20 protein-coding genes are annotated in these 20,921 nt (G+C 63.7%); 7 read left to right on the top strand and 13 right to left on the bottom strand.

Going from position 1 to position 20,921, the window contains the following annotated elements; all coding sequences use genetic code 11:
* Nucleotides 1-144: 144 nt before the first annotated feature.
* Complete coding sequence (gene urtA, locus LB520_RS03540) at nt 145-1,455, bottom strand: urea ABC transporter substrate-binding protein (RefSeq protein WP_095765278.1); 1,311 nt, start codon at nt 1,453-1,455, stop codon at nt 145-147.
* Nucleotides 1,456-1,762: 307 nt separating this feature from the next.
* Between urtA and LB520_RS03535 the strand changes: the two genes are divergently transcribed.
* Entirely contained in the window at nt 1,763-2,152 is a 390-nt protein-coding gene (locus tag LB520_RS03535; RefSeq protein WP_224636446.1) for a hypothetical protein, read from the top strand.
* Nucleotides 2,153-2,210: 58 nt separating this feature from the next.
* On the opposite strand, the gene LB520_RS03530 is transcribed toward LB520_RS03535, so the two are convergent.
* The 3 genes from LB520_RS03530 to LB520_RS03520 form a co-directional block, all read right to left on the bottom strand.
* Nucleotides 2,211-3,782 carry a GMC family oxidoreductase gene (locus LB520_RS03530; RefSeq protein ID WP_224636445.1) on the bottom strand — a complete coding sequence of 524 codons (1,572 nt, stop codon included), beginning with the start codon at nt 3,780-3,782 and terminating at the stop codon, nt 2,211-2,213.
* A 48-nt stretch (nt 3,783-3,830) separates the two neighbouring features.
* A complete protein-coding gene (locus LB520_RS03525; protein ID WP_224636444.1) occupies nt 3,831-4,379 on the bottom strand; it encodes a gluconate 2-dehydrogenase subunit 3 family protein in 549 nt (182 codons plus the stop codon).
* 75 nt (nt 4,380-4,454) lie between these two features.
* Nucleotides 4,455-4,850 carry a VOC family protein gene (locus tag LB520_RS03520; protein ID WP_224636443.1) on the bottom strand — a complete coding sequence of 132 codons (396 nt, stop codon included), beginning with the start codon at nt 4,848-4,850 and terminating at the stop codon, nt 4,455-4,457.
* A 239-nt stretch (nt 4,851-5,089) separates the two neighbouring features.
* On the opposite strand from LB520_RS03520, the gene LB520_RS03515 reads away from it, so the two are divergent.
* Nucleotides 5,090-5,395 carry a ribbon-helix-helix domain-containing protein gene (locus tag LB520_RS03515; RefSeq protein WP_095765274.1) on the top strand — a complete coding sequence of 102 codons (306 nt, stop codon included), beginning with the start codon at nt 5,090-5,092 and terminating at the stop codon, nt 5,393-5,395.
* Here LB520_RS03515 and LB520_RS03510 read toward each other — a convergent pair.
* Nucleotides 5,392-6,102, bottom strand: coding sequence for a DeoD-type purine-nucleoside phosphorylase (locus LB520_RS03510; RefSeq protein WP_224544432.1), 711 nt, complete (start codon nt 6,100-6,102; stop codon nt 5,392-5,394). The genes LB520_RS03515 and LB520_RS03510 overlap by 4 nt on opposite strands.
* Before the next feature lie 104 nt (nt 6,103-6,206).
* Nucleotides 6,207-8,792, bottom strand: coding sequence for a cell cycle histidine kinase CckA (gene cckA / locus LB520_RS03505; protein ID WP_224636442.1), 2,586 nt, complete (start codon nt 8,790-8,792; stop codon nt 6,207-6,209).
* 211 nt (nt 8,793-9,003) lie between these two features.
* On the opposite strand from cckA, the gene LB520_RS03500 reads away from it, so the two are divergent.
* Nucleotides 9,004-9,723, top strand: a complete 720-nt coding sequence (locus LB520_RS03500) for a flagellar biosynthetic protein FliO (RefSeq protein WP_224636441.1) — start codon at nt 9,004-9,006, stop codon at nt 9,721-9,723.
* 117 nt (nt 9,724-9,840) lie between these two features.
* On the opposite strand, the gene dksA is transcribed toward LB520_RS03500, so the two are convergent.
* Nucleotides 9,841-10,257, bottom strand: a complete 417-nt coding sequence (gene dksA, locus LB520_RS03495; protein ID WP_095765270.1) for an RNA polymerase-binding protein DksA — start codon at nt 10,255-10,257, stop codon at nt 9,841-9,843.
* 245 nt (nt 10,258-10,502) lie between these two features.
* Here dksA and LB520_RS03490 point away from each other — a divergent pair, with 245 nt between their 5' ends.
* The 4 genes from LB520_RS03490 to LB520_RS03475 all read left to right on the top strand — a co-directional run bounded on the left by LB520_RS03490 (nt 10,503) and on the right by LB520_RS03475 (nt 14,275).
* Nucleotides 10,503-11,006 (top strand): SixA phosphatase family protein, encoded by a 504-nt coding sequence (locus LB520_RS03490; RefSeq protein ID WP_224636440.1) that lies wholly within the window; start codon nt 10,503-10,505, stop codon nt 11,004-11,006.
* Between the two features lie 63 nt (nt 11,007-11,069).
* Nucleotides 11,070-12,542, top strand: coding sequence for a YcjX family protein (locus LB520_RS03485; protein ID WP_224636438.1), 1,473 nt, complete (start codon nt 11,070-11,072; stop codon nt 12,540-12,542).
* Entirely contained in the window at nt 12,539-13,621 is a 1,083-nt protein-coding gene (locus LB520_RS03480) for a YcjF family protein (protein ID WP_224636437.1), read from the top strand. The genes LB520_RS03485 and LB520_RS03480 overlap by 4 nt, the downstream gene beginning before the upstream one ends.
* Before the next feature lie 99 nt (nt 13,622-13,720).
* Nucleotides 13,721-14,275 (top strand): hypothetical protein, encoded by a 555-nt coding sequence (locus tag LB520_RS03475; protein ID WP_224601314.1) that lies wholly within the window; start codon nt 13,721-13,723, stop codon nt 14,273-14,275.
* 47 nt (nt 14,276-14,322) lie between these two features.
* Here LB520_RS03475 and LB520_RS03470 read toward each other — a convergent pair whose 3' ends face one another.
* The 6 genes from LB520_RS03470 to LB520_RS03445 are packed head-to-tail and all read right to left on the bottom strand — an operon-like array spanning nt 14,323 to nt 20,887.
* Nucleotides 14,323-15,312 (bottom strand): ABC transporter ATP-binding protein, encoded by a 990-nt coding sequence (locus LB520_RS03470; RefSeq protein WP_224631971.1) that lies wholly within the window; start codon nt 15,310-15,312, stop codon nt 14,323-14,325.
* A gap of 8 nt (nt 15,313-15,320) precedes the next feature.
* A complete protein-coding gene (locus tag LB520_RS03465; protein ID WP_224631970.1) occupies nt 15,321-16,280 on the bottom strand; it encodes an ABC transporter ATP-binding protein in 960 nt (319 codons plus the stop codon).
* Entirely contained in the window at nt 16,277-17,248 is a 972-nt protein-coding gene (locus LB520_RS03460; RefSeq protein ID WP_095765266.1) for an ABC transporter permease, read from the bottom strand. Before LB520_RS03460 ends, LB520_RS03465 begins: the two co-directional genes overlap by 4 nt.
* A complete protein-coding gene (locus LB520_RS03455) occupies nt 17,248-18,243 on the bottom strand; it encodes an ABC transporter permease (RefSeq protein WP_224636536.1) in 996 nt (331 codons plus the stop codon). Before LB520_RS03455 ends, LB520_RS03460 begins: the two co-directional genes overlap by 1 nt.
* Before the next feature lie 60 nt (nt 18,244-18,303).
* Nucleotides 18,304-19,965: an ABC transporter substrate-binding protein gene (locus LB520_RS03450; RefSeq protein ID WP_224636436.1), complete on the bottom strand. Its 1,662-nt coding sequence runs from the start codon at nt 19,963-19,965 to the stop codon at nt 18,304-18,306.
* Between the two features lie 4 nt (nt 19,966-19,969).
* Complete coding sequence (locus tag LB520_RS03445; RefSeq protein ID WP_224636435.1) at nt 19,970-20,887, bottom strand: proline iminopeptidase-family hydrolase; 918 nt, start codon at nt 20,885-20,887, stop codon at nt 19,970-19,972.
* Between the last annotated feature and the right edge of the window lie 34 nt (nt 20,888-20,921).

Below are 20,921 nucleotides of genomic sequence, written 5' to 3'. Positions count from 1 at the left end.
AAGTGTGAAGCGGTTTTCCGTCCGGAATTGCGCAAAACTAGGTTTCAGGGATCTTGCCCGGGCGGGTCAGGAACCTGCCCGGGCGGCGGTCTCGGATCGCGGGGCCACTCCGCGATCCGACAGACCTGGGATCACGGACCGGGATTAATTGGTGCCCTTGCCGCCGCACTTTCCGGTGGCGACGTTGAAGTTGCCGCAGGACAGAGGCGCGCGCCAATCGGAGATCAGGTCCTTGGAATCCGGCAGGTAGTCGGACCATTCGTCGCCCATGACGAGGCCGGGCGTTTGCGAAACGGTCTCGAACTGGCCGTCGGCCTGGATCTCGCCGATCAGCACCGGCTTGGTGATGTGGTGGTTGGGCATCATCGTCGAATAGCCGCCGGTCAGGTTCGGCACCGAAACGCCGACCATGGCGTCGATGACCTTGTCCGGATCGGTGGTGCCGGCCTTCTCCACCGCCTTCACCCACATGTTGAAGCCGATATAGTGGGCTTCCATCGGGTCGTTGGTGGTGCGCTTGTCGTTCTTGATGAACTTGTGCCAGTCGTCGATGAACTTCTTGTTCGCCGGCGTGTCGATGCTTTCGAAGTAGTTCCAGGCGGCGAGATGGCCGACCAGCGGCCCGGTGTCGAGACCGGCCAATTCTTCCTCGCCGACCGAGAAGGCCATGACCGGAATGTCCTCGGCCTTGACGCCCTGGTTGCCGAGCTCCTTGTAGAACGGCACGTTGGCGTCGCCGTTGACGGTCGACACCACGGCCGTCTTCTTGCCGGCCGAGCCGAATTTCTTGATCGCCGAGACCTCGGTCTGCCAGTCGGAGAAGCCGAACGGCGTGTAGTTGACCATGATGTCCTCGGCCGGCACGCCCTTCGACTTGAGATAGGCTTCGAGGATCTTGTTGGTGGTGCGCGGATAGACATAGTCGGTGCCTTCAAGCACCCAGCGCTTCACCGAGCCGCCATCGGCGCTCATCAGGTAATCGACGGCCGGAATGGCCTGCTGGTTCGGCGCCGCACCGGTGTAGAAGACGTTGCGCTCGCTCTCCTCGCCCTCATACTGGACGGGATAGAAGAGGATATTGTCGAGTTCCGAGAACACCGGCAGAACCGATTTGCGCGACACCGAGGTCCAGCAGCCGAACACGGCCGCGACCTTGTCCTTCGAGATCAGCTCGCGCGCCTTTTCGGCGAAGAGCGGCCAGTTGGACGCCGGATCGACCACCACGGCCTCCAGTTTCTTGCCGAGCAGGCCGCCCTTGGCGTTTTGCTCGTCGATCAGCATCAGCATGACGTCTTTCAGCGTCGTCTCCGAAATCGCCATGGTCCCCGACAGCGAATGGAGGATACCGACCTTGATCGTGTCTTCAGCCGCCTTGGCGGAAGCTGAAGCCAGCAGACCAGCCGCGACGACGCCGGCGGACAGGATTTTTGTTATTTTCGCGAAGTTACCCCTCATATGACACACTCCCAAGCTGGTTGTTTTGCATCGCAATATTAGCGGTGCAAGCGACGTGCCAGATAGGAATGCGCTGAACTGATTTTCGCGATAATGCAGTGATTACAGTCGGTTATATGATAGCCGCGCAACTGTCGCCTCTACTGCAACGCGGCAGGATTGAGAAAAGTTTACGCACCTCTGCCTAGATTTTGCCCAAATTGTAAAAATGCCTATGATTTCACCACATAGGCAAGGATAGCTTTGTCGGCCCTGTTGCGGGCTCATGGCGAAATGGGGCAAGGTCGCCGTGCAAACGAGCGACGTCATGGCCCTGCGAACAATCCTGGCTTTCCTGCTTCTTGTGTCCGCCGCCGGCGGCGCCCGCGCCGATTTTGCCGACGGCAAGCTGCCGGACGGCGTCTACCACTGCGAGGTCTACCTGCTCGGCCTGTTCCTCAACCTGGGCGACATCACCATCAAGGGCAGCCTCTATAGCGGCCCGGTGACCTTCGGCGTCGCGCCGCCGCCTTACAATTACCAGATGAATCCCAATGGCGAGATCACCTGGCTCGGTCCGCTCGGCGGCTACACCAGCGGCGGCAATTCGGTCTCGATGACCCAGGCGACCTTGGATGACCCGAGCGGTCCTTCGTTCGACATCATCATGAAACAGCAGGACGGCGCCTTCACAGCCTCGACCTGCACCAAAAGATAGCCCGCATAAAAAAGGCGCGGAACCCGTTTGGGTCCCGCGCCAGCAGGCAGTCGGGAGGTCAGATCGTTTTCGCCGACATCTGGGCGGCGATGTAGTCAGCCTGGCGGATCGCCAGCGTCACGATGGTCAGCGTCGGGTTCTCCGCCGCACCCGTGGTGAACTGGCTGCCGTCTGAGATGAACAGGTTCTTGATATCGTGCGACTGGCCGTGCTTGTTGACGACGCCGTCCTCCGGCTTTTCGCTCATCCGGTTGGTGCCGAGATTGTGGGTCGAAGGATAAGGCGGCGTCGGGAAGGTCCGCGTCGCGCCGACCGCGGCGTAGAGCGCCTGGCCTTGGCTGTAGGCATGGTTGCGCATGGCCTCGTCGTTCGGATGATCGTCGAAATGGACGTCGGCGATCGGCATGCCGTGCTCGTCCTTCTCGTCCTTGTGCAGCGTGATGCGGTTCTCTTCGCGCGGCATGTCCTCGCCGACGATCCACAGGCCTGCCATATGGTCGTAATGATCGAGCGCCGTGGTGAAGGAGCGGCCCCAGCCGCCGGGGTTGAGAAAGGCCGCCATGAACGGCAGGCCGAGCGACAGCGTCTCCATCTCATAGCCGCCGACGAAGCCACGCGACGGATCGTGGCGCGCCTCGTCGCGGATGATGCCGGCCATGGTGGTGCCGCGATACATATGCACCGGCTTGTCGAAGATGGCATAGACCGAGCCGGTGGTGTGACGCATGTAGTTCTTGCCCACCTGTCCCGACGAGTTGGCGAGCCCGTGCGGGAATTTCGATGATTCCGAGTTGAGCAGCAGGCGCGGGCTCTCGATCGAATTGCCGGCGACGGCGACGATGCGGGCTTTCTGCTCCTGCAGCTTGCCGTCCTTGTCGGCATAGACGACGCCGGTCACCTTGCCTGAAGCGTCATGATTGATCTTGATTGCCATCGAGTTCGGCCGCACCTCCAGATGCCCGGTCGCCTCGCCTTTCGGGATCTCGGTGTAGAGCGTCGACCATTTGGCGCCCCATTTGCAGCCCTGGAAGCAGAAGCCGGTCTGCTGGCAGGAATTGCGGTCGTCGCGCTCCACCGAATTGATGGCCATGTTGCCGGTATGGCATTCCTTGTAGCCGAGCTTGTCGGCGCCGGCCTTGAGCACCTTGAAATTGTTGTTGCCCGGCAGCCGCGGCCAATTGTTGGTGCCGGTGACACCCATCTTGGCTTCGGCCTTGGCGTAATACGGCTCCATCTCGGCCAGCGTCACCGGCCAGTCGAGGAGGTTGGCGCCCTTGACCTTGCCGTAGGTCGCGGCCGCCTTGAACTCGTGCTCCTGGAAGCGCAGCGAGGCGCCGGCCCAGTGCGTGGTCGAGCCGCCGACCGACTTGACGATCCAGGCCGGCAGGTTCGGAAAATCCTTGGCCACGCGCCAGTCGCCCGAAGTGGTGCGCTTGTCCTTCCAGGCGAGCTGGGCGAACGACTCCCACTCGTCGTTGATGAAGTCCTCATATTCGTGGCGTGCGCCCGCCTCGAGGATGACGACGTCGATGCCTTTCTGGGCGAGCTCGTTGCCGAGCGTGCCGCCGCCCGCGCCCGAGCCGATGATGACGACCACTCCGTCATTGTTGAGATCAAATTGTGCTGCCATGGTTTCCTCCCATGAAATCTGTCGAAAAGCGGTTCGTGACAGAGCGGCCTACAGCCACTCGATGTCGTTGAAGCCGCGCGCGATGTAGCCGCCCTTGGAGTAGGACTCGCCTTCGTAGCCGAAGATCGGCCACACCTCCTTCTGATTGTAGAGGCTGACGACAAGACCGCCGCGCACCGCCTGGAAGAACGGCGTCTTCTCGATACCGGTGAGCAGCGCCACCCGCTGCTCTTCCCAGCCAAGCCCGCGATAGCCTCCCTTGCCAGCCTTCTTGTCGAGCTCGGCGATGCCTTTCTCGATCAGCTCCTTGCGGGCAGGGTCCTTGGCGGCCGTCTCGTCATGGCCCTTGACGGCAATGGCGTAATATTTGTCCGGCACCTGGTCGTGCGGGTAGATGTCGCGCGCCACCTGGATCAGCGTCGCTATCGTTTCGGGCTTCAGTGCCCAGGTTTCGAGACCCCAGGCGTGTTCGGGGCTGATGACGGCGCTGCCGGAGATGATGAGCAGCGCGCCCGCGCCGCCACGTTTCAGAAGCTCGCGCCTAGATAGTCCGGCCTTTCTCTCATAACCCGGTTTCTTCTCGTAGACTGTAACCATGATTTTCCTCCCTGCTTCCTGTTCGCACCCCTGAGAGTGCCGTTGCTGGCGCCGCGCCTCTCCGCGGCGTATCCCCTATTGGAAGCGCCCTCCCCGCTGCAGGACCTCGACCTTGTAGCCGTCGGGATCCTCGATGAAGAAGAAGCGGGCGATCAGCGCCCCGTCGTGATTGAACTCGACAATCTTCTTCGGATTGAGACCGAGCGCGCCGATCCGGTCGTGTTCGCTGTCGAGATCGGCGACCGAGACGGCGAGATGGCCGTAGCCGTCGCCAAGCGCGTAGGGCTCGGTACGTCCCTTGTTCACGGTCAGCTCCACCTCGAAAGGCGAACTCTCATTGCTGAGATAGACAAGCGTGAAGGTCTCGAAATCGAGCCGCTGGGCGACCTCGAGGCCGAAGGCCTTGTTGTAGAAGTCGACGGAGCGCGCTTCGTCGAGAACCCTGATCATGGAATGGATCGTCTTCGCCAAATCGGACTCCGTGAGCTCTCATGCTTTCGAAGCCGATTATGCGCGCCGGCGAAAAATGGTGGTGGCAGCCGATTACCACGCGTGGAGCAGGAAAACGGCTAGTGTCGCTCCAATTTTAAGGACGAAAGTCCGATTGCCGTCGGCGGCTATCGGATCGAAAATGACCAACGCAGGCAGTGTTCAAAAAGGCGCCAGCCAACCCAATCGGCGCCCAAGACAAACAACAACGGGAGGTACCGATGTGCAGAGTCTTCGCCGGGCAGGACCCGGAAGGCTACCGGCAGATCAACAGGTCGATCCGCATCGACGGCCATTCGACCAGCATCCAGCTCGAGGCGACATTCTGGGGTCTGCTTGACGAGATCGCCGACAGCCAGGGACTGACGACGCCGAAATTCATCTCGAAGCTCTATGACGAGGCGATCGAGATCAACGGCCAGATCCCGAACTTCGCTTCCATGCTGCGCACGACCTGCGCGCTCTATTTGCGCGGCCATCGGCCCAGCGCCGAAGACCAGGCCGCATTGAAGCAGGAAGCCGCCTAACTGCTCTCGACTGCGACTTCGAGCGCCAGCCGGGTCATGTCGGTGAAAAGCGCCTGGCGCTCCGAATCGTCGATCAGCTCGCCGGTGGCGACATGGTCGACGACGGTCAGCAGCGACAGCGCTCGAGCGCCGAACTGTGCCGCAATCCGATAGAGCGCGCTGGTTTCCATATCGACGGCCAACGCCCCCAGCGCCATCGGCTCGTCAAACCGAGCGCGGCCATCGGGATGGTGGAAGACGTCGCTGCAGATCGTCAGTCCGGCGCTGCAGGCGATACCGAGATCGGCGGCGCATTGCAGCGCCCGCGCATGCAGCGCCGGGTCCGGCCCCGCCGACTGGTAAAGCCCGAACACTTGCCCGCTGATTGCACTCTCGGCCCGCACCTCGCTGGAGATGACGACGCCGCGCAAAGGCACGTCTTCCGACAAGCCGCCGCATGTGCCGGTGCGGATCAGCGTTTTGACGCCGTAATACTCCATCAGCTCAAAGGCATAAATCAGGAAAGACGGCGCCCCTATCCCGGTCGTCTGGATGCTGACCGGCTTGCCGCGGAACCGGCCGGTGAAGCCCAGCGCGCCCCTTCGGCGGTTGACGCAGCGCGGTGCCTCGAGAAACATCTCCGCCATCCATTGCGCGCGCTCGGGATCGCCCGGCAACAGCACCGTTTCGGCATAGCCCCCCCGGCCCGCCTCGATATGCGGCGTCACGCGCTATCACCCCTGATAGACCCATCCGGCGACCATCATGGCAGGACTGCCGCAATGCGCAAGCTCTGGCTTATTTAGAGCAATCCAAGGAAGCGCTGAACGCCCTAGGATTCCAGCACGTCCTTGACGATCGTCGCCAGTTGCTTGAGCGAGAACGGTTTCGGCAGGAAACCGAAATGCGCCTCGGCCGGCAGGTTCTTCGCAAACGCGTCCTCGGCATAGCCCGAAACGAACACGAACTTGATGTCCGGCTGGCGTTTGCGCAGCTCGCCGAGCAATGTCGGTCCGTCCATCTCCGGCATCACCACGTCGGACACGACGATATCGACCTTGCCGCCGAGCGCCTCGAACACTTCAAGCGCCTCGACGCCGGACGACGCCTCGTGCACGGTATAGCCGCGCGAGGTCAGCGCCCTGACGCCGCCCATGCGCACGGCATCTTCGTCCTCGACCAGAAGCACCGTGGCCGAGCCGGAAAGATCTTTTGCGGTATCGGCGGTCTTGGCCGGAGCAGTCGCCGCTGTCGACGGCACCTCGCCAGGCTCGGCCTGCTTCTTCACCTCGGCGATGTGGCGCGGCAGGAAGATACGGAACACCGTGCCCTTGCCGACTTCGGAATCGCAGAAGATGAAGCCGCCGGTCTGCTTGATGATGCCGTAGACCATCGACAGGCCGAGGCCGGTGCCCTTGCCCACTTCTTTGGTTGTGAAGAAGGGCTCGAAGATCTTTTTCAGCACCTCGGGCTCAATGCCGCTGCCGGTGTCCTCGACGTCGACGAGCACATAGTCGGCCGGCGTCAATTCGCGGTAGGCGAAGGATTTGCACTCGTCGGCGGTGACGTTGCGGGTGCGCACAGTGAGATCGCCGCCGCTCGGCATGGCATCGCGCGCATTGACGGCGAGATTGACCACCACCTGCTCGAACTGGCCGATATCGACCTTGACCGGCCACAGGTCGCGGCCGTGGTCGATCTTCAGCTTGATGTCGTTGCCGACGAGGCGCGCGAGCAGCATCCTGAGATCGGCCAGAACATCGGTCAGGTTGAGCACTTCCGGCCGCAGCGTCTGCTTGCGCGAGAAGGCGAGCAATTGCCGCACGAGCGAGGCCGCCCGGTTGGCGTTCTGCTTGATGTTCATGATGTCGGGGAAGGACGGGTCCGACGGCCGGTGGTTGGTCAAGAGAAGGTCGGACGCCATGATGATGGCGGTCAGCACGTTGTTGAAGTCGTGCGCGATACCGCCGGCGAGCTGGCCGACTGCCTGCATCTTCTGGCTCTGCGCCATCTGGCCCTCGAGCGCCTTCTGCTCGGTGGTCTCGACCGCGTAGACGATCGCCGCCTCCTCGGCGCCTTCGCTGCCCGCGCTGTCGGCGACGGCATTGACGTAGAAGCGGATGTGGCGCTCCTCATTGCCGGGCAGGACGGAATCGATCGGCTCGATATTGGCCTGCCGCTGCCGCGCCTTCTCGAAGGCGGCGGCGAATGCCGGCCGGTCGCGTTCGTGAACGATCGTTTCGAAGCGCACCCGCCGGTCGACGGCGTCGCGGTCGACCACGGACGAAAACAGCTGCAGGAACGGCGCGTTGGTGCGCAGGATGCGTCCGCTCGCATCGACGCCGGCAATGGCCATCGGCGTCGAGTTGAAGAAGCGGGTGAAGCGAACCTCGGAGGCCCGCAGCTCCGCGGAAGCGTCCTCGCCCTGGGTGCGGTTGAGCACGATCGTGCGGGTCGGGCCGTTCACGCCTTCGCGGCTTGCCGAAACCCGGTGCATGAAGCGCACCGGCAGCGCCTGGCCGCTCATCGTGGTGAGGTCGAGGTCGATGACGGCGTTGCGCGTGGTGCCGGGATCGGCCTTGACCGAGCGGACCAGCGCCATGCCGTCGCCGGCGATGATTTCCGGCAGCGTGATGGCGCCCGGCGTGAAGGAGGCGAGGTCGATGCCAAGCCACTCGGCAAGCGTGGCGTTGATATAGGTGACCCGGCCTTCCTGATCGGCCGAGAAGAACCCGGCCGGCGCATGGTCCAGATGGTCTATGGCTTTCTGCAGGTCGAGGAAGAAACGCTCCTGCTCCGCCCGTTCCTGCGAGATGTCGGCCAGCTGCCAGGCCAGCATCGGCAGCCTTTGTCCGGGCATGCTGAAGGCGCGGGCGCGGGCGCGGTACCAGCGCGCGCCCGGCTCGGCGCCCGGCTTGATCGACTGCGCCAGCCGGAACTCGCCGTCGCCAGCCTGGCCGTCGCGCAGGCCCGACGCCAGCCGGTAGATCGTCATCGAGGCTTCGGGAACATCCGACAACAGCCCTTCGACGGTCTTGAGATCGGCGGCCGAGGCGGCACCCGTCATGTCGGCATAGGCGCGGTTGGCGTAGACGACGCGGCCCTTGGTGTCGGTGACCAGCAGGCCCTGCGACATGGAGTCGACGAAGGCTTTTGACAATTCGTCGCCGGTCGACCGCGGTGCGATCTGCACGAAGCCGATCGCGGTCGCGAACAGGAAGCCGACGCCGATCATGGCGAGCACGCCGAGCATGCCGAGCAGGAAAGGATCGCCGAGGCGCTCGCGGAAAAGTCCGAAGACGATCGCGGCGCCGGTCAAGACGACGATGAAGACGATGAGCCTGGTGACGGCGCCCGGACGCGTGTTCTGGTCGACGATCGGTACCGGATAGAAATCGCCGCGCGCTTCCTTGGCCATGTTCCCCCTGCTCGTGATTCCGGTGTCCGACGGGCACGGACGGCCGGTTGAATCACATTCTCCTGTAGCGGAAAAGGCCTCGGCGGCAAATGTCCGATAAAATCAACGATTCATGTTTCAAACTGTTCACGATGGATGATGTGAACTTGCGGTCGCTGGTCCCAACGGTCTAGTGTTCCCTGACTTCAAAGATGGCGATTGGGGTGCACCGATGCAGTGGCTGGATAATGTAGCGGGCCCGGGTTATGTCGCTGCAATCTTGTGGACGGTAGCGGCTCTCATCATGCTGGTTGTCGTCCTGCTCGCCATCAAGGTGGTCCGCAACCTGACGTTCGGCACCTTCGTCGCCGGCGGCAGGAACCGCAAGACGCGGCTTGCCGTGATGGATGCCACCGCTGTCGACAGCCATCGCCGGCTTGTCCTGGTGCGCCGCGACGACATCGAGCATCTGATCCTGATCGGCGGGCCGACCGATGTCGTGGTCGAGCGCGACATCAGGCTGGCGGCGCTGCGCCGCCCGGCATTGACGGGCGACGCCGGTCAGCAGCAGACAGGAGTTGCGCAACGCCCGCGCGCGCCGCAACCGGCGCCCGCACCCGCCCCCGCCAGGCCGGCGCCGCCGCCTGCCGCCCAGCCGGCTGCCGTCGCACGTCCGCGCGCGCCGGCGCCCGCACCCGCGCCCAAGCCGGCGGCGCCGAGCCAGCCGACGGCGAAGGTTATGCCGCTGCCGGGCTACGGAACGACGAACGGCAGCACCCGATATGCGCCGCCGCCCCCGAACGAGTCCATCGACGACACGCTGATGCACGAGCTCGAGACCTCTCTCGACGAGACGCATTCCCAGCCGGCACCCGGCAAGCCCGCGGCCAAGCCTTCGCTCGATGACGAGATGACCAAGCTGCTTGGCGAGTTGGGCAGCCACAAGCGCTGACCGGCCACCGGCGCAAGCGGGCCTTTCGCGCCTTTGTCGGCAAAGACAATGGGAGCGCTGAAAACAAGAATGGCCGGAATTCCGGCCATTTTTGATGTTCCTGCCTGTTGGATCGCGTCAGTCGTCGCGATAGACCTTCTCGCGGCGTTCATGACGCTCCTGCGCCTCGATCGACAACGTCGCGATCGGACGCGCATCAAGCCGCTTCAGCGCGATCGGCTCCCCGGTCTCCTCGCAATAGCCGTAGGTGCCTTCGTCGATACGCTGGAGCGCGGAGTCGATTTTCGAGATGAGCTTGCGTTGGCGATCGCGGGCGCGCAATTCGATGGCACGGTCTGTTTCGGAGGAGGCGCGATCGGCTAGGTCGGGATGGTTGGCGTTTTCCTGCTGGAGGATTTCTAGGGTTTCGCGCGCTTCGCGCAGAATGTCGTTCTTCCAGGTGATAAGCTTTTGACGGAAGTACGATTTTTGCCGTTCGTTCATGAACGGCTCGTCTTCGGAGGGTACGTAATTGGCGGTAACGATATCGTTCATTCGACTCACCCAACAACCCCAAAATTTGGCGCCTATATATTCGGGGAAAAGAGCCTGCACAAGCGCTATCGGCGACAGTTTCACGCAATTGTTAGTCTTGCATCGGCAACTCCGGCCACAATGTTGTTCAACGGCAGAAAACGAATTCGCACCTGATTCGTTGCAGTTGCCGGCCGACCATTGTGCATGACATCGTTCTGGTGACTAATCGCGCTTTGTCACGAAGGCAGGCCATGGGGGTCCGGTTGAGCAGACTTTATCTGTTGCGGCATGCCAAAGCCGGCTGGGCGCTGCCCGGCATGCGCGATTTCGACCGCCCGCTCGACGAATCGGGCATGGCCGATGCCGAAGCGATCGGAGAGGCCATGCGGGCCCGCAACTATGTGCCGGACGTCACTCTTTGCTCCAGCGCCAAGCGGGCCAGGCAGACGCTGGAAGGCCTGGCGGGGCGCACCGACACCGGCCGGGTGCTGTTCTTCGACACGCTCTACAGCGAGGATGCGGCCGGCTATCTGGAGATCATCCGCAAAAATCGGGACGCTGGCCAGCTTCTGGTGATCGGCCACAACCCCATGACCGAAGATCTGGCCGTGGCAGTGTCCGGAGATGGCGAGCAGGCGGCGCGCGGCATGATGAATCATGGTTTTCCGACCTCCGGTCTTGCCGTGGTGCGCTTTCCCGGCAACCTTGCCGAAGCGGCCCAGGGCAACGGCTATCTCGAAGCCTTTCTCACGCCGGCCGACCTCTGAGGCCATTTCAAACGCGCGGTGCAGGGCCTATATCGGGCGCTGACGCGCAACCAGAGGCCTGATTTGGCATCATCGCTGACCAGTTTTACCGACGAGGCGAGGATTGCGCTCGACACGTTGTCGGGCCGCGCCGCCGGGCTCTTCTCTCCCTCAATGCGCCTTGGCGTCACCGGCCTGTCGCGCGCCGGCAAGACGGTGTTCATCTCCGCCCTCGTCCACAATCTCATCCATGGCGGTCGCCTGCCGTTGTTCGAGGCGCAGAAATCCGGCCGCATCGCCCGCGCCTTCCTTGAGGAGCAGCCGGACGATGCCGTTCCGCGTTTCCAGTATGAAGATCATGTCGCGGCTTTGGTGAACGAGCGCGTCTGGCCGGACTCGACCCGCGCGATCTCCGAGCTCCGGCTCACCATCGAATATGAGTCGGCTTCCGGCTGGAACCGGTTGTTTTCAGCCGGAAAACTATCTGTCGACATCGTCGACTATCCCGGCGAATGGCTGCTCGACCTGCCGCTGCTCGGCAAATCCTTCGCCGATTTTTCGCGCGAGGCGCTCGAGTTGGCCGCCCTGCCCGTCCGCTGCGACCTGTCGCAGGCCTGGCGTGAGTTGGCCTCCACCATCGATCCCGATGCCGACGCCGACGAGATGACCGCCCGGCGATTGGCCGAAAGCTTTGCCGCCTATCTCAAGGCGTGCAAGCTCGACGACCGCGCGCTGTCGACGCTGCCGCCAGGCCGTTTCCTGATGCCGGGCGATCTCGAAGGCTCGCCGGCGCTCACCTTCGCGCCGCTGACGACGCTGTCGCAAGGCCGGCCGCGCTCCGGATCGCTACGGGCGATGATGGAGCGCCGTTACGAGGCCTATAAGACGCATGTCGTCAAACCGTTCTTTCGCGAGCACATCGCCCGCCTCGACCGGCAGATCGTGCTGATCGACGCCATGCAGGCGCTCAATGCCGGCCCGGCCGCGATGGCCGATCTGGAGCGCGCGGTAACCGAGATCCTGTCCTGCTTCCGGCCCGGACGGGGCAATTTCCTGACCGACTTCTTCTCGCGCCGCATCGACCGCATCCTGGTGGCCGCGACCAAGGCGGACCATTTGCACCACGAAAGCCATGACCGGCTGCAGGCGATCGTGCGCCGGCTGACCGACCGGGCCGTCGCGCGGGCGAATTTCAGCGGCGCCGCCGTCGATGTCGTCGCCATGGCCGCCGTTCGCTCGACCCGCGAAGGCACGGTGAAGCAGGGGCGAGAGACGCTCCCCGTCATCATCGGCACGCCGCTGAAAAGCGAGAGGATCAACGGCGAGACATTCGACGGAAAGGCCGAAACCGCCATATTCCCGGGCGATTTGCCGGAAAAGGTCGACGCGGTGTTCGACGTTTCCGGATCGCCGGCGGACAACGCCGAACCGGCGATCCGCTTCGTGCGTTTCCGCCCGCCGAAGCTTGAACGCACCGCCGAAGGCGTCACGCTGTCCCTGCCGCATATCCGGCTCGACCGCGCGCTGCAGTTCCTGATCGGAGATCATCTGGCATGACCGCGCCCCGCAAACCGGCGGCCTTCCGCATCGAGCCTGAGACCGAAGCGCCGCCGCAGCCACAGCGAAATAGCGCCGCCGAGGAGCCGCCGGCGCGCAGGCCACGTGCCGCGAGAGCGGATATAGCAGTCGTGATCCCCTTGGAAGTCGACGTCTTCGATGAGCCGGATATCGAGGCTGCGGTTCCGCCGCCGACGGCGGCGCCGAGAAAGCGTTCGCTGCTTTCCCGGCTGTTCTTCGGCGCTCTCGGCGTGCTCGTCTCGCTGGCGGTCGGCCTGTGGGCCGACCAGCTGATTCGTGACCTGTTCGCGCGCGCCGAATGGCTCGGCTGGCTGGCGGCCGGCATGGCGGCGATCGCGCTGCTCTCGCTGCTCGTCATCCTGATCCGCGAATTCCTCGCCATCGCCCGCCTTGCCGAAGTCGAAAAGATGCAGAAACGGGCCCTGGATGCCGTGGCGCGCGACGACCCGAAGGCGGCGCACGCCTTGGTCGACGAGCTCTCGGCTTTCGTCGCCGCAAAACCCGAGACCGCCGCCGGCCGCCGTTCCTTGGCCCAATTGCGCGGCGAGATCATCGACGGCGCCAATCTGGTGCGGCTTGCCGAGACCGAGATCCTGTCGCCTCTCGATGCCCGCGCCAAAGTCATGATTTTGGAGGCCGCGAAGCGCGTGTCGCTGATAACGGCGGTCAGCCCTCGCGCGCTGGTCGACATCGCCTATGTCGTGTTCGAAGCCGGGCGGCTGATCCGGCGCCTGTCCGATCTCTATGGCGGCCGCCCAGGCACGCTCGGCTTCTTCCGGCTGGCGCGCAGCGTGCTCGCGCATCTGGCGGTGACCGGCTCGATCGCGGTTGGCGACAGTTTCGTGCAGCAGATCGTCGGCCATGGGCTTGCCGCAAAACTCTCGGCAAAACTCGGCGAAGGCGTCGTCAACGGCATGATGACGGCGCGCATCGGCATCGCGGCGATGGAAACGGCACGCCCCTTGCCGTTCATCGCCGTGAAGCGCCCGGGCGTCGGCGATTTCCTTTCGGCGCTGACGTCGTTCGCGGCACGAAAGGACGGCCAGGACGACCGATAAGGTAAACGCGCGACCCATCGCGGGTGACGAAGCATTAACCAATCTTCTGCATGGTCGATCCGGTCCCAAGAATAGACTCTTTCGTGCCGGGTGTCGTCGATGAGAAGCGTGATCCTGTCCTGCGTCCTGCCTGCCGCCATTGCGATTGCCGCGCCGCTCGGCCTCGTCGAAAAGGCCCTTGGCGCAGAGCCGGACAAGCAGTTTTTCCGCTCCGTCGAAGGCAGATGGGTCGGCCCTGGCGAGATCATCGCCGGCAAGTACAAAGGCACCAAATTCACCTGCGACTTCAATGGCTCGACGCCCGCCAGCAAGCTCGGCATGACGCTTGACGGCGGCTGCAGGGTCGGCGTGTTCACGCAAAAGATGTCCGCCAGCGTCGAGCGCAAGGGCCGCGATGGCTATCGGGGCACCTTCATGGGCGGCTCGACCGAAAGCGGCATGGACATTGTCGGCGGCAATGTCGTCGACGCTCAGAAGGTCGTTTTCACCATCAACCGCAAGCAGTTGAACGGCGTCATGCAGGCGCGTGTCCCCGACGGCAATTCGATGACCGTGACGGTGGCCGTGCGCGTCGACAATCAGCTGGTCCCGGTGATCGGCATGAGCCTGAAGCGGGTCGATTCGGTCGAAGTCGGCGCCATCGCCAAGAACTGATCCGGCGCGTTCCGGCAGTCCGCGTCCGCCACCCGCTACAAGACGGTTCAGGTCAAAGTCGGGAAGTGGCAGGCCACTTTGCGACCCGGACGATATTCTTTCAGTTCCGGCCGCTCGGAACGGCACCGGTCCGCCGCGATCGGGCATCGCGGATGGAAGCGGCATCCGGACGGAGGCTTTAGCGGGCTCGGCACGTCGCCGGTGAGGATGATGCGCTTGCGCGCGCCCGCAGGCGTCGTCTCGACGATGGGAACCGCCGAGATCAACGCCTGGCTGTAGGGATGGGCGGGTTTCGCAAAGACCTCTTCCGCCGGGCCCTCCTCGACGATCGAGCCCAGATACATGACCGCGATGCGGGTCGAGACCTGGCGCACCACGGAGAGATCGTGGGCGATGAAGATATAGGTGAGCTTCAGCTTCTCCTGCAGATCGGCGAGCAGATTGACGATCTGGGCCTGCACCGACACGTCGAGCGCGGAGACCGGCTCGTCCAGCACGACAAGGTCGGGGTTCAACGCGATCGCCCGCGCGATGCCGACGCGCTGGCGCTGCCCGCCGGAGAACTCGTGCGGATAGCGCATCATATGGTCCGGCAACAGCCCGACCAGCTCGAACAGCTCCGCCACCCGCGCGGTGATCTCACGCGCCGAAACCTTGCCATGGATACGCAGCGGCTCGGCGACGAGATCGCCGACGCGCCGGCGCGGATTGAGCGAAGCCGAGGGATCCTGGAAGACCATTTGCAAGCGCCGCCGCAGCGGCCTGAGCTCGGACAGCGATTTCGAGGTGATGTCGTCGCCTTCGAACAGAAGCTTGCCGTCGGTGATGTCGTAGAGCCGAACCAGGCAGCGCGCCAGCGTGGACTTGCCGCATCCGGATTCGCCGACAAGGCCGACAGTCTCGCCGCGCCGCACGCTCAGCGAGACGTTGTCCACCGCATGGACCGTCCGCCTGCCTTCGGCGGAAAAGCGAGTGCCGATCCAAAAGCGTTTTGTCAGCGAACGCGTCTCGATGATCGGCCGATCTGCATCTGTCATCGCTTCGCTCATGCCTGCGCCACCCGAAAGCACGCGGCGGCATGCGCGCTCGCGCCGAGATCCGGCTTGCCGGCCTCGCAGGGCTCGTAGCGGACCGGACAGCGCGGGCCGAAGGCGCAGCCTTCCGGCAGCCGCAGCAAGGAAGGCGGCGAGCCGGGGATCGCCGGCAGGCGGCGCGGTTTGTCGCCGGTCAGCGGCGGGATCGAGCCGAGCAGCGCGCGCGTATAAGGATGTCGCGGATCGGAAAACAGCTCAGTGCGGGTGCCACGCTCGACAACGCGGCCGGCATACATGACCATCACCCGGTCGGCGAGCTCGGAGACCACGCCCATGTCATGCGTGATGAAGACCACCGCCGACTTGTGCTTCGCCCGCAATCTGCGCACGAGGTCGAGAATGCCGGCCTGCACGGTGACGTCGAGCGCGGTGGTCGGCTCGTCGGCCACCAGCAGCGCCGGATCGCAGGACAAGGCCATCGCGATCACCGCGCGCTGCCGCATGCCGCCGGAAAGCTGGTGCGGATAGCGCGACATCGCCTCGTGCGGGTTGGGGAAATTCACCTCCGCCAACAGCTCTTCGACGCGCTCCATCGCCTTGGACTTGCTGACACCACGATGCGCCCGGATCTGCTCGGCGATCTGCCAGCCGATCGTGTAGACCGGCGTGAGCGCCGTCATCGGGTCCTGGAAGATCATCGCGATCTCGTTGCCGCGCAGGCGCCTCAGCTCGCGCGGCGGCAGTCCCACCAGTTCGCGACCCTTGTAGCGGATCGAACCTTCGATGGTGGCGTTCGGGTCGGTAATGAGCCCCATCACGGCGAGCAGCGACACCGTCTTGCCGGAGCCGGATTCGCCGACGACGCCGAGGATCTCGCTTTCCTCGAGATCGAAGGAAATGCCGTCGATGGCCCGTACCGGCCCGTCATGGGTGCGGAAGGACACTTTGAGATCGCGCACCGACAATATCATGATGCCCTCAGGCGCGGATCGAGAAGGATGTAGACGAAATCGACGACCGCGTTGGCGATCACCACGAACATGGACGCATACATGACCGTCGCCATGATCATCGGCAGATCGAGATTCTGCAGCGCGTCATAGGTGAGCTTGCCGATGCCATGCAGGCCGAACACGACTTCGGTCAGCAAGGCCGAGCCGCCCACCAGCGCGCCGAAGTCGAGGCCGAACAGGGTGACGAAGGCGATGAGCGAGGTGCGCAGCGCATGGCGAAACAGGATGCGGGTCTCCGACAGGCCCTTGGCCCGGGCGGTGCGGATATAATCTTCCTGCATGGATTCGATGATGGCCGCGCGCAGCACGCGCCCGTAAATGCCGATATAGAGGATGGCCAGCGTGATCCATGGGATGACCAGCGTCAGGAACCAGCCCTTGGGATCGTCGGAAAAATTCTTATAGCCAAGCGGCGGCACCCAGGAGAATGCCCAGCTGTCGTGATAGCGGCTCTGGGTCATCAGGTTCATCACCTCGCCCAGCCAGTAGACCGGCATGGAAATGCCGAGCAGGCCCAGCGCCATCAAAAGCTTGTCCAGCCAGCTGTCTCGGGTGGCCGCGGCGACGATGCCGATGATGATGGAGACGACCACCCACAGGACCGCGGCGCCGAACACCAGCGAAAGCGTGACGGGGATGGAATCCATGACGGCAGGCACGACCTTCCAGCCGCGGTTGACGAAGGAGGTCAGGTCGCCGGTGACGAAGATCTTCTCCATCATGCGCGTGTATTGCACGTAGAGCGGCTGGTCGAAGCCGAAGCTGTGGCGAACCGCGGCCAGCACTTCCGGCGAAGCGTTGCGGCCGGCGATGCGCGCGGCGGGATCGGCGCCGGGCGTGGCGAAGAAGATCAGGAAGACGATGACCGAGATGCCGAACATCACGAACAGCATCTGACCGAAACGGCGAAGGATCGCATAAAACATCAGTCGCGCCCCAGCCGGACCTTGGAGCGCGGGTCGAGCGCATCGCGCAGGCCGTCGCCGAAGACGTTGAGCGCCATGACGGAAACGGCGATCGCCAGACCGGGCACCAGCGCCACCAGTGGCCTTGTGTAGAGCAGCGCCTGCCCGTCCTGGATGATGGTGCCCCAGCTCGCGGCCGGCGGCTGCACGCCGATCGACAGGAACGACAGCGCCGATTCCGTCAGCATGTTCAGCGCCATCATCAGCGGCACGAACACGATGAGGGTGGTGGTGATGTTGGGCAGGATGTCGCGCCATAGGATGCGCCAGCCCGGCACGCCCAGATTGATCGCGGCGAACACGAACTCGCTGTGGCGCAGCGCCAGGACCTGGCCGCGTATCGGCCGCGCCACATAGGGTATATAGACGATGCCTATGATGATGATGGGCAGCCATAGACTGCCAGATTGGATCTCGATCGGTCCGATCGCGATGCCTTGCGCGATGGTGACGATGGAAAGCGAGATCGCCAGCAGATAGATCGGAAACGCCCAGAGCACGTCGAGCAAGCGCGACAGCACCGTGTCGGTGATACCGCCGAAATAACCCGCGATCAGGCCCGCCATTGTGCCGACGATCAGCGTGAAGATGGTGGCCGCGCCGGAGATCAGCAGCGAGTTCAGGCCGCCATAGAGCAACCTTGCCATGACGTCGCGCCCCTGGCTGTCGGCGCCTAGGAAATAATTGCCGAGCCGCCAGGTCGGACCGATCGGCGTGTAGCCAAGCCCCAGTCCCTCGGTCGACTGTTCCATCACCGGAAAGTCGGCGCCGTCGATCTGGATGACGGCGTCGAGCGTCGAGGCGAACGGGTCCGTGCCCGCCCATTTCGCGTAGAGCGGCGCGCTGAAACAGGCGAGAACGATGATGAGGAACACGGCCAGGGACGCCATGGCGGCCCTGTCCGTTGCCAGCTTCGCAAACGCGACGGCCCAGGGCCCTCGCGTCTTGCGCGGCATGGCGGCGACTTGGCTGGACACGGTATGTGATTCCGCGGTTCGTTACTGCACCCAGGCCCCTTACTGCACCCAGGACTGGGTGATAATCCAGTTGAACTGCGGGTTGAACTTGAAATTGCCGATGCGCTTGCTGACGAAATCAAGCCGCTTCGGCGTGAACAGCCCGACCGCCGGTGCCTTGTCGGTGACCTGCTTGTCGATTGCCGCCCACAATTTGTCGGCCGCCTTCTGATCGGTAACGCCGAGGTCCAGCGCCTTCTGCATCTGGGCGTCGATATCCTTGTCGCAGAAGCCGGAAATGTTGATCGAGGCGTCCGAACCTTCGCGATAGGAAGCGCAGCTGAACAGGATGTTCAGGAAGTCCGACGCCGCCGGATAGTCCTTGTACCATTGGGTGACGGACATCTGCACTTTGTTGTTGGTGTTCTGGATATAGGTGAACTGCAGGTTGGACGAGATCGGCTTGACGTCGGCGACGTAGCCAATGTTGGTCAGCACGCTCTGCAGATAGACGCCGATGGAACGCGAAATGGCGGTGTCCTCGACGATGATGGTCACCTTCTGGCCCTTGGTGCCCGATTCCTCGACGAGCTGCTTGGCCTTCTCGACATCCGGAGCCGACCATTTGGCGCCCGGATTCTTGGTGAAGGGGCAATAGTCCTCATGTCCGGGGAAATCCGGCGGCAGGACCTGGCAGACCGGCGAAGCCAGCACCTTGCCGCCGAACAGCTTGACCAGCGTGTTGCGGTCGACCGCATAGGCGACGGCCTGGCGGGCCTTTTCATTGTCGAACGGCGCCATGCGCGTGTTCAGCGGCGCGTACCACCAGGCCGAAAGCGGCGAGATGTGCAGCTGGTCCATGGACTTGCTGCCGAGTTCGCCGAGGCGGTCGCTGGGCAGGGCGTCGAACATCCAGTCCGCCTCGCCGTTCTGGATCGCCGTCACGGCGGCCTCTTCCGACAGGCCGAAATCATACTGCACGACGTCCGGATAGCCGTCCGGCTGGGCTTCCTCGCTCCACTGCTTGAAATTGGGGTTGCGGGAAACCGTCATGCCCTTGTTCGGATCGAAGGCCGAGATCATGTACGGGCCGGTGCTGGGGATCGGCTTGGAGCCCATATCCTCCGCCGGCGTGTCCGCGGGCAGGATCACAGCATGCGGCAAGGCGAGCTTGTAGAGGATCTCGGCGTCCGGCTTGGTGAGATTGAGGGTGATCGTGCCGGCCGCCTCGTCGGCGACGACGCCGCCTTCCAGCGTGCAGCTCTTGGTGTCGGCCAGGCATTTGTCGGCGCCGACAATGCCGGCATAGAAGGTGCCCGACGTCGGCCCGGAAATCTTGAAGATGCGCTGGAAGGAGGCGACGACGTCCTTCACGCCAAGATCCTGGCCGTTGGAGAACTTGATGCCCTTGCGCAGCTTGAAGGTGAAGGTCTTGCCGTCATTGCTGACCGTGGGCAGCGCCTCGGCCAGGTCGGGAACGATGGAAAAGCCGTCGACGCCCTCGGCTTTGCGGAAGGCGACAAGGCCGTCATAGATCGGCTGGTACATCTGCCAGCCCTGGTCCGTGTAGTTGATATGCGGATCGAGCGTTCCGGCCGCCGATCGGGCGAGAAGGCGAATGGTGCCGCCGCGGTGTTCCTTAAGATATTCGGCCTGTGCCGGAGCCAGCCACGAGCCGGCCAGCAATGCGGCGGCCGACGCCGCCAAAAGCAGTTTCTTCATGTCGTCATTCCCCTTTTCTGTTGTCGTTGTCGTCCAGGAAGTCTCCCACCACACGCATGCAGAGTTCCTGCTCCTCGACATGCGGCATGTGGCTGGAATGCTCGAATATCTGCCAGCGCGATCCCTTGATGCCGTCCTTGAAGGGCTGCACGGTCGCGGGTGTGGCTTCGTCGTGCCGGCCGGAGATGAGGAGTGTCGGAACCTCGATGGCCGGCAGGCGGTCGATGACGCTCCAGCTCTTCAGCGTGCCGATAACGTGGAATTCGTTCGGGCCGTTCATCACATTGTAGACGGTCGGATTGCGCACGATCTGGGCGAAGGTTTCCGTCACCTCGGGCGGGAACGGCACGACCCGGCAGACATGCTGTTCGTAGAACCGCATCGTCGCTTCCTGGTAGGCCGGATCGTCCGTCGTGCCGGCCTGCTCGTGCTTCGTCAGCGTCTCCTGGACTTCCCTGGGCAGGTCGGCGCGCAGCCGGTTGGCCTCCTCGACCCAAAGCTTCATGGATGCCGGCGAGTTGGCGATGGTCAGCGACTTCAGGCCCTTCGGCCTGGTCACGCCATATTCGGCGCCCAGCATGCCGCCCCAGCTTTGACCCAGCACATGGAAGCCGCCACGGATGCCGAGATGGTCGACGAGGTTTTCCAGCTCGTCGATGAAGAGTTGGGGCGTCCAGAAGTCGGCGCCCTTTTCCGGCAGCAAGGTGGAATTGCCGCAGCCCAGCTGGTCGTAGTGGATGACCGCACGGCCGCCCCGGGCAAGAAGCTTGTAGGCATCGACGTAATTATGCGCGGCGCCCGGCCCTCCATGCAGGATGACGACCGGAGCCTTGCCGGCATCGAGCTCGCCGCTGATCCGATACCAGGTTTCATAGGCGCCGAAGCCGGCCCGCCCTTCCTTGCTGACGATCTCGGACGACATCCCGGCTCCCTCAGTGGTTGAAGACATCTCGCTG

This window comes from Mesorhizobium sp. CA12, assembly GCF_020165255.1.
Lineage (GTDB): Bacteria > Pseudomonadota > Alphaproteobacteria > Rhizobiales > Rhizobiaceae > Mesorhizobium.
Note: the sequence above shows the minus strand (reverse complement) of the source record. Positions and strands in the feature narration are given on the sequence as shown.